Annotated in this window: 6 protein-coding genes, 1 tRNA gene and 1 pseudogene; 3 read left to right on the top strand and 5 right to left on the bottom strand. The window is 64.8% G+C overall.

Annotated elements, in window-relative coordinates; genetic code table 11:
• The coding region (locus P1X14_RS21430) for a thioredoxin domain-containing protein (protein ID WP_277317457.1) at nucleotides 1-543 on the bottom strand (543 nt) is incomplete at its 3' end.
• A 214-nt stretch (nucleotides 544-757) separates the two neighbouring features.
• Here P1X14_RS21430 and P1X14_RS21425 point away from each other — a divergent pair.
• Both P1X14_RS21425 and P1X14_RS21420 read left to right on the top strand, forming a co-directional pair.
• A tRNA-Gly gene (locus P1X14_RS21425) sits at nucleotides 758-832 on the top strand.
• 193 nt (nucleotides 833-1,025) lie between these two features.
• Nucleotides 1,026-1,556 carry a dihydrofolate reductase family protein gene (locus P1X14_RS21420; protein WP_277317456.1) on the top strand — a complete coding sequence of 177 codons (531 nt, stop codon included), beginning with the start codon at nucleotides 1,026-1,028 and terminating at the stop codon, nucleotides 1,554-1,556.
• Nucleotides 1,557-1,563: 7 nt separating this feature from the next.
• Here P1X14_RS21420 and P1X14_RS21415 read toward each other — a convergent pair whose 3' ends face one another.
• Nucleotides 1,564-2,727 (bottom strand): Gfo/Idh/MocA family oxidoreductase, encoded by a 1,164-nt coding sequence (locus tag P1X14_RS21415; RefSeq protein ID WP_277317455.1) that lies wholly within the window; start codon nucleotides 2,725-2,727, stop codon nucleotides 1,564-1,566.
• Between the two features lie 107 nt (nucleotides 2,728-2,834).
• Here P1X14_RS21415 and P1X14_RS21410 point away from each other — a divergent pair, with 107 nt between their 5' ends.
• On the top strand, nucleotides 2,835-3,632 hold the full coding sequence (locus P1X14_RS21410; protein ID WP_277317454.1) for a DUF72 domain-containing protein: 798 nt from the start codon (nucleotides 2,835-2,837) through the stop codon (nucleotides 3,630-3,632).
• Nucleotides 3,633-3,911: 279 nt separating this feature from the next.
• On the opposite strand, the gene P1X14_RS21405 is transcribed toward P1X14_RS21410, so the two are convergent.
• The 3 genes and pseudogenes from P1X14_RS21405 to P1X14_RS21395 form a co-directional block, all read right to left on the bottom strand.
• Complete coding sequence (locus P1X14_RS21405) at nucleotides 3,912-4,430, bottom strand: GNAT family N-acetyltransferase (RefSeq protein WP_277317453.1); 519 nt, start codon at nucleotides 4,428-4,430, stop codon at nucleotides 3,912-3,914.
• A gap of 90 nt (nucleotides 4,431-4,520) precedes the next feature.
• The gene (locus P1X14_RS21400) at nucleotides 4,521-5,705 is read right to left on the bottom strand and encodes an acyl-CoA dehydrogenase (protein ID WP_277317452.1); all 1,185 of its coding nucleotides are present in this window, start codon (nucleotides 5,703-5,705) and stop codon (nucleotides 4,521-4,523) included.
• 33 nt (nucleotides 5,706-5,738) lie between these two features.
• Nucleotides 5,739-5,955: pseudogene (locus P1X14_RS21395) on the bottom strand (hypothetical protein); the annotation flags it as partial.

Genomic DNA, 5,955 nt, shown 5'->3' with positions numbered 1-5,955 from the left:
CAGCTCGGCTTCGCCCAGCCGGTCGAGCGCCAGCAGCGCACGCGCGCGGCCTGCGGTGACCGCCGGATGCGCCGGTGCGATCTCGCCGATCTGATCGAACGCGCCCAGCGCCGTCTCGGCATCGCCATCGGCCAGCACCTGCTCGGCCATCGCGATCAGCGGCTCCAGCTCGGCCTCGACCGCCCCTTCCTCGCTCTGCACCGGCAGCTGGCGCAGCATCTGATCGAGCATCCCGGTGATCTGCGATTCGGTACGCGCCTGGCTGAGATCGGCGACGAGCTGGCCCTGGAACATCGCATAGACGGTGGGGATCGATCGCACCTGAAACTGCGACGCGATGAACTGATTCTTGTCGACGTCGATCTTGGCGAGCTTCACGCCCTTGCTGTCGTAATCGGCCGCGACCTTTTCGAGCACCGGGGCCAGCTGCTTGCACGGCCCACACCATTCGGCCCAGAAATCGACGATCACGATATTGGTCATCGAAGGCTCGACGACATCCTTGCGGAAGGCCTCGACGGCTTCGCGTTCGGCGGTGGTCAGTGCTGCAGTGGCCAAGGGAGGGCTCCCGATTCTCTATGTGCTGGCGTTTGGCCGACTATGTGGGGGCTGGGGCAGCCAAGGCCAAGCCTTTTTGCCCGAAGCGGATTTACGCAAGAAAAGCGCGATTCAGGGGGTTGCCCCCCACCGGGTGCGATGCTAGTGGCCGCCGCCTTGCCCCGGTCCATGCGAAATCGCGGACCGACATGACGCCAGAGCGGGCGTAGCTCAGGGGTAGAGCACGACCTTGCCAAGGTCGGGGTCGAGGGTTCGAATCCCTTCGCCCGCTCCAGCTTCTCGCCGCAAATTAGCGGCGCTGATTTGCGAAACAGCGAGAAGCTCGGCCAGCGCCGCAACGCGGCGACCGACAACGCGGCTTTGCCGCGGTGCGCGCACACCCCACCGAATCACTTACCCCTCCCCCACAGACCCGTGCATAACCCACGCGACGCCGCACGAACGTGCCGCGCACAGGAGGATGCAGCATGGCCAGGCTCGTGTTCGGGATGAACCAGTCGCTCGACGGCTATGTCGATCATATGAAGTTCGCGCCCGATCCCGCGCTGTTCCTGCATTTCGTCGACGAAGCACGCGGGCAGACCGGCAGCATCTATGGCCGCAAGATCTATGAGATCATGCGCTATTGGGACGACGAGCAACCCGAATGGGGCGAGCCGGAGCGCGCATTCGCCGATGCCTGGCGAAAGCAGCACAAATGGGTCGTGTCGCGCACGCTGACATCGGTCGGCCCCAATGCCAGCCTGATCGGCAGCGACTTGGAAGAGGCGATCCGTGCGCTGAAGGAAAAGCAGGACGGCGAGATCGAAGTCGCCGGACCCGATCTGGCGAGCAGTCTCACCGCGCTCGGCCTGATCGACGAGTATCGCATCTATCTGCACCCGGTCGTGCTGGGCGAAGGCATGCCCTATTTCGCCGGGCCGCGCCCGCCGCTCCGGCTGGTGAGCCATGACCGGATCGGCGGAGAGGCGCTCCGGCTGGTCTATATTCCCGCCTGATTGCGGCTCAGGCGATCAGCGGCCGCGTCGCCTTCGCCTGAGCCTTGAGCACCAGTTCCGCCGCCAGCAGCGCCTGATCCTGATCCTGCCCCACCGACGTCCGCTCGACCACGTCGCTCACGAATTGCGAGCCGAACGGCAGATACACCTGCGAGCAATCCATATAGCGGCTGCCCGCCTTGTCGGTGATCAGCAGGTGATCCTTGCCCGGACGCCCGGCGACATCGATATATTTGCGTAGCTCGATGAACCCCTCGGTGCCGAGCAGGAACAGCCGCCCGTCGCCCCAGCTTGCCAGACCGTCGGGGGTGAACCAGTCGACGCGGACATAGCCGGTGCCGCCATTGCCGGTGACCGTCATGTCGCCGAAATCCTCGAACTTCGGCTTGTCCTTCCAGTTGAGATTGCCGGTCTGCGCCGCGATCACCTGTGCCCGGGTGCTGCCGGTATAGAACAGGAACTGCTCGGCCTGATGGCTGCCGATATCGGTCAGGATGCCGCCATAGCGCGCCGTGTCCCAGAACCAGTCGGGCCGGCTGGGCGCGTTGACCCGATGCGGCGCGAGGTTGACCGTCTGCACCACCTTGCCGATCACGCCCTGCTGGACGAGCAGCCCGGCCACTACCGCGGATCGCACCTCGAGGCGCTCGGAATACATGATCGCGAACTTGCGCCCGGTCGCCTTCACCGCGCGGCGCACGTCCGCAAGCTGTTTCAGCGAGGTGATGCCGGGCTTGTCGACCAGCACGTCCTTGCCCGCCTTCATGCAGCGAATCCCGAGCGGCGCGCGCAGGTCCGGCACAGGCGCCGCCACGACCAGCTGGATCGACCTGTCCTCGACGATCTCGTCCTGATCGCGCGCCAGCACCGCCTGCGGATAGCGTTTGCGGAACGTGTCGATCTGCTTCGGATCGGCCGACCAGAAAGCCACCAGCGTGCCGCCGCCGCGGATCATCGCGTCGGTCATCGAATAGATATGGGCATGGTCCAGCCCGATCACCGAAAAGCGGATGCGATGCTTCGCCATCGGCTCGGGTCCGCTCGGTGCAGGCTCGGCGCTCACGGCATTCCCTTGGGTCGCCGATTGGGCGAAGGCCTGTTCGGCGAATGCGGCTGCCATGCCGGCAAGCCCGGCCCCCATCAGGATGGAACGGCGATCGATCGGGTCCATGGTCCTCTCCACACGGATTTTGGTCACCGGTGTCATATCCGCATCGATCCGCAAATGCGATTCCCGGCCGCGCTTGTCCGGCTGCGTTTCGGGTCTAAACCGATGCGATGAGCGCACAGATACGAATCGGGATCGGCGGCTGGACCTTCGAGCCGTGGCGGGGGACCTTCTACCCGCAAGGTCTCAGCCAGAAGAAGGAACTGGAATATGCCTCGCGTGCGCTGACCGCGATCGAGATCAACGGCACCTATTATTCGGGGTTCAAGCCCGCGACCTTCGAAGGCTGGGCCAAGACCGCCCCGGAGGGCTTCGTCTACGCGGTGAAAGCGTCGCGCTTCACCACCAATCGCAAGGTTCTGGCCGAGGCCGGCGAATCGATCGCGAAATTCGTCGGGCAGGGCATTGTCGAGCTGGGCGACAAGCTCGGCCCGATCCTGTGGCAGTTCATGGCGACCAAGAAGTTCGACGCGGAGGATTTCGGCGCGTTCCTGAAGCTGCTGCCGGACGCGCATGAAGGCGTGAAGCTGCGCCACGCGATCCAGGTGCGACACGAGAGCTTCCATGTGCCCGAGTTCGTTGCGATGTGCCGTGAAGCCGGTGCCGCGATCGTCTTCGCCGATTCGCCGCAATATCCGGCCATCGCCGACATCACCGGTGACTTCGTTTATGCCCGGCTGGAAGCCGGCGAGGACGAGAACCCGCTCTGCTATCCCGAGCCCGATATCGGCAAATGGGCCGGCGTGGCGAAGGAGTGGGCCAGCGGCGGACAACCCGAAGGATTGCCCTATGTCACCGCGGACGCCCCGCCGAAGCAGGACCGCGAAACCTTCGTGTTCTTCATCAGCGGCGGCAAGGTCCGCGCGCCTGCAGCCGCGCAGGAACTGATCAAGCGGGTGGCCAGCTAAGAAGCGGCCAAGGTCTCTCGTCAGCGTCGAACACCCTCACCTGAACTTCCCCCGTTTGGGCGTCAACGATCGCGCGAGCTTTTACGATCGGCTCGTCAACGTCACGGTGAAACGCACACTCGAAAATGCCCCGACCCTCACGGGTGATTGCGCTGGGATGGGCCATCAGGAACAAGTTGCTCTTTGTCGCACCTGCCCTTTCCAAGGCTTCATCCAGTGCGGCGACGGCGAGCCGTTGCATCTTCATAATGTGGAGCGGACGGGCTGGCTCGTTCACTGCTAGCCCCGCCTGATCTCGTAGATCACATGCGGCTTCATCTCGCCCGCCATCAGCCGGCCCTCGGTGCCCGGCCGTAACACCCCGCCGATCTTCGCCATCGCCCGCCGCGAGCGGACATTGTCCGCGCCCACCGTGAAAACCACAGTGCTCACGAAGCGGTGAATATGACCCAGCATCAGCCGCTTGATCTCGCGATTGTACGCGCCACCCCAACAAGCCCGCGCCAGATAGGTCCAGCCGATCTCGATCTGGTCCAGTTCGGGCTGCCATTTGTCGAAGCGCGACGATCCGATCACCGCACCGCTGGCCTTGTCGAGGATCGTCAGCGCGCCGCCACACGCGATGCCGCCATCGAAGAACGGGTCGAACACCGCCGCCTTCCAGCGGTCATGCGCCGGATGGACTTCCCAGATCAGTGGGTCGGAGGCCACCGCGAATAATGGCGCCCGATCCTCCGCCACGCTCGGGCGGAGGATGACGAGATCGCCGGTCAGGGTCGGTTGACGGTCAGGCGCCACACCCACCTCCGTTCGCTTCGAGCGAAGTCGAGAAGCCTTCCCCCGGCCAGTGTTTCTCGACTTCGCTCGAAACGAACGGGTGGCGGTGGATCAAAACGCCGCGATCCCCGTAATCGCGCGGCCCAGGATCAGCCCATGCACGTCGTGCGTGCCCTCGTACGTGTTGACCGTTTCGAGGTTGATTGCGTGGCGCAGCACATGGAATTCGGCCGAGATGCCGTTGCCGCCATGCATGTCGCGGGCGACGCGAGCGATATCGAGCGCCTTGCCGCAATTGTTGCGCTTGATGATGCTGATGGCATCCGGGGAAAGCGTGCCTTCGTCGAACATCCGGCCACAGCGCAGCGCGGCCTGCAGGCCCAGCGCGATATCGGTCTGCATGTTGGCGAGCTTGAGCTGCACCAGTTGGTTCGCCGCTAGCGGCTTGCCGAACTGGGCGCGGTCGAGCGTGTACTGGCGGGCGGCGTGCATGCAGGCTTCGGCCGCGCCCATCGCGCCCCATGCGATGCCGTATCGCGCGCGGTTGAGGCAGCCGAACGGCCCCTTCAGTCCCTGCACTTCGGGCAGCAGCGCGTCTTCGCCGACTTCGACGCCATCCATCACGATTTCGCCGGTGATCGACGCGCGCAGCGACAATTTGCCCTCAATCTTGGGCGTGGTCAGGCCCTTCATCCCGCGTTCCAGCACGAAACCCTTGATCCCGCCGCCATGCGCATCGCTCTTGGCCCAGACGACCATCACATCGGCGATCGGCGAGTTGGTGATCCACATCTTGGTGCCGGTCAGCCGGTATCCGCCGTCGATCTTCTCGGCGCGGGTGCGCATGCTGCCGGGATCCGAACCCGCATCCGGCTCGGTCAGGCCGAAACAGCCGATCCATTCGCCGGTCGCGAGCTTGGGCAGATATTTCCGCTTCTGCTCCTCCGTGCCGTACGCATGGATCGGATGCATCACGAGGCTGGACTGCACCGACATAGCCGAGCGATAGCCCGAATCGACGCGCTCCACTTCACGCGCAACCAGTCCGTACGCGACATAGCCGAGGCCAGCGCCGCCATAGGTCTCGGGGATCGTCGCGCCGAGCAGGCCCAGCGCACCCATCTCGCTCATGATCTCGCGGTCGAACCGCTCCTCGAGATACGCGCTGGTGACGCGCGGCAGCAGTTCGCCTTGCGCATAATCATGTGCGGCGTCGCGCACCATGCGCTCTTCATCGGTCAGCTGCGCATCGAGCGCGAACGGATCCTGCCAGTCGAACCGGCCCATCTCTGCCATCGGTAAAAGTCCCTGCGTCCTGTTATCTTATGTCTATCGTGCGGCCGGCGCGTCGGCCGGCATTTCCATCGCCGCAAGCTCGATCTCGCGCAGCGCGGTGCGCGCGGCGATATAGCGTTTGGCGTTGTTCACCCAATTCTCGGCGCTGCCGGCGCCCGGCATATGCGCGACTTCGGCCAGCGCGCCATCGACCTGCCCCTCGGCAAGCATCCGCTGCGCACGCTTCAGCCGGTCGGCGGCGCGCGGGCTG

It is taken from the genome of Sphingomonas sp. AOB5 (assembly GCF_029433115.1).
Lineage (GTDB): Bacteria > Pseudomonadota > Alphaproteobacteria > Sphingomonadales > Sphingomonadaceae > Sphingomonas.
Note: the sequence above shows the minus strand (reverse complement) of the source record. Positions and strands in the feature narration are given on the sequence as shown.

Bases quoted from the DNA above. Each gene is read 5' to 3' on its own strand.
- P1X14_RS21420 (WP_277317456.1), top strand. From the start codon at position 1,026: ATGGCCAGGCTCGTGTTCGGGATGAACCAGTCGCTCGACGGCTATGTC.
- P1X14_RS21415 (WP_277317455.1), bottom strand. From the start codon at position 2,727: ATGGACCCGATCGATCGCCGTTCCATCCTGATGGGGGCCGGGCTTGCC.
- P1X14_RS21410 (WP_277317454.1), top strand. From the start codon at position 2,835: ATGAGCGCACAGATACGAATCGGGATCGGCGGCTGGACCTTCGAGCCG.
- P1X14_RS21400 (WP_277317452.1), bottom strand. From the start codon at position 5,705: ATGGCAGAGATGGGCCGGTTCGACTGGCAGGATCCGTTCGCGCTCGAT.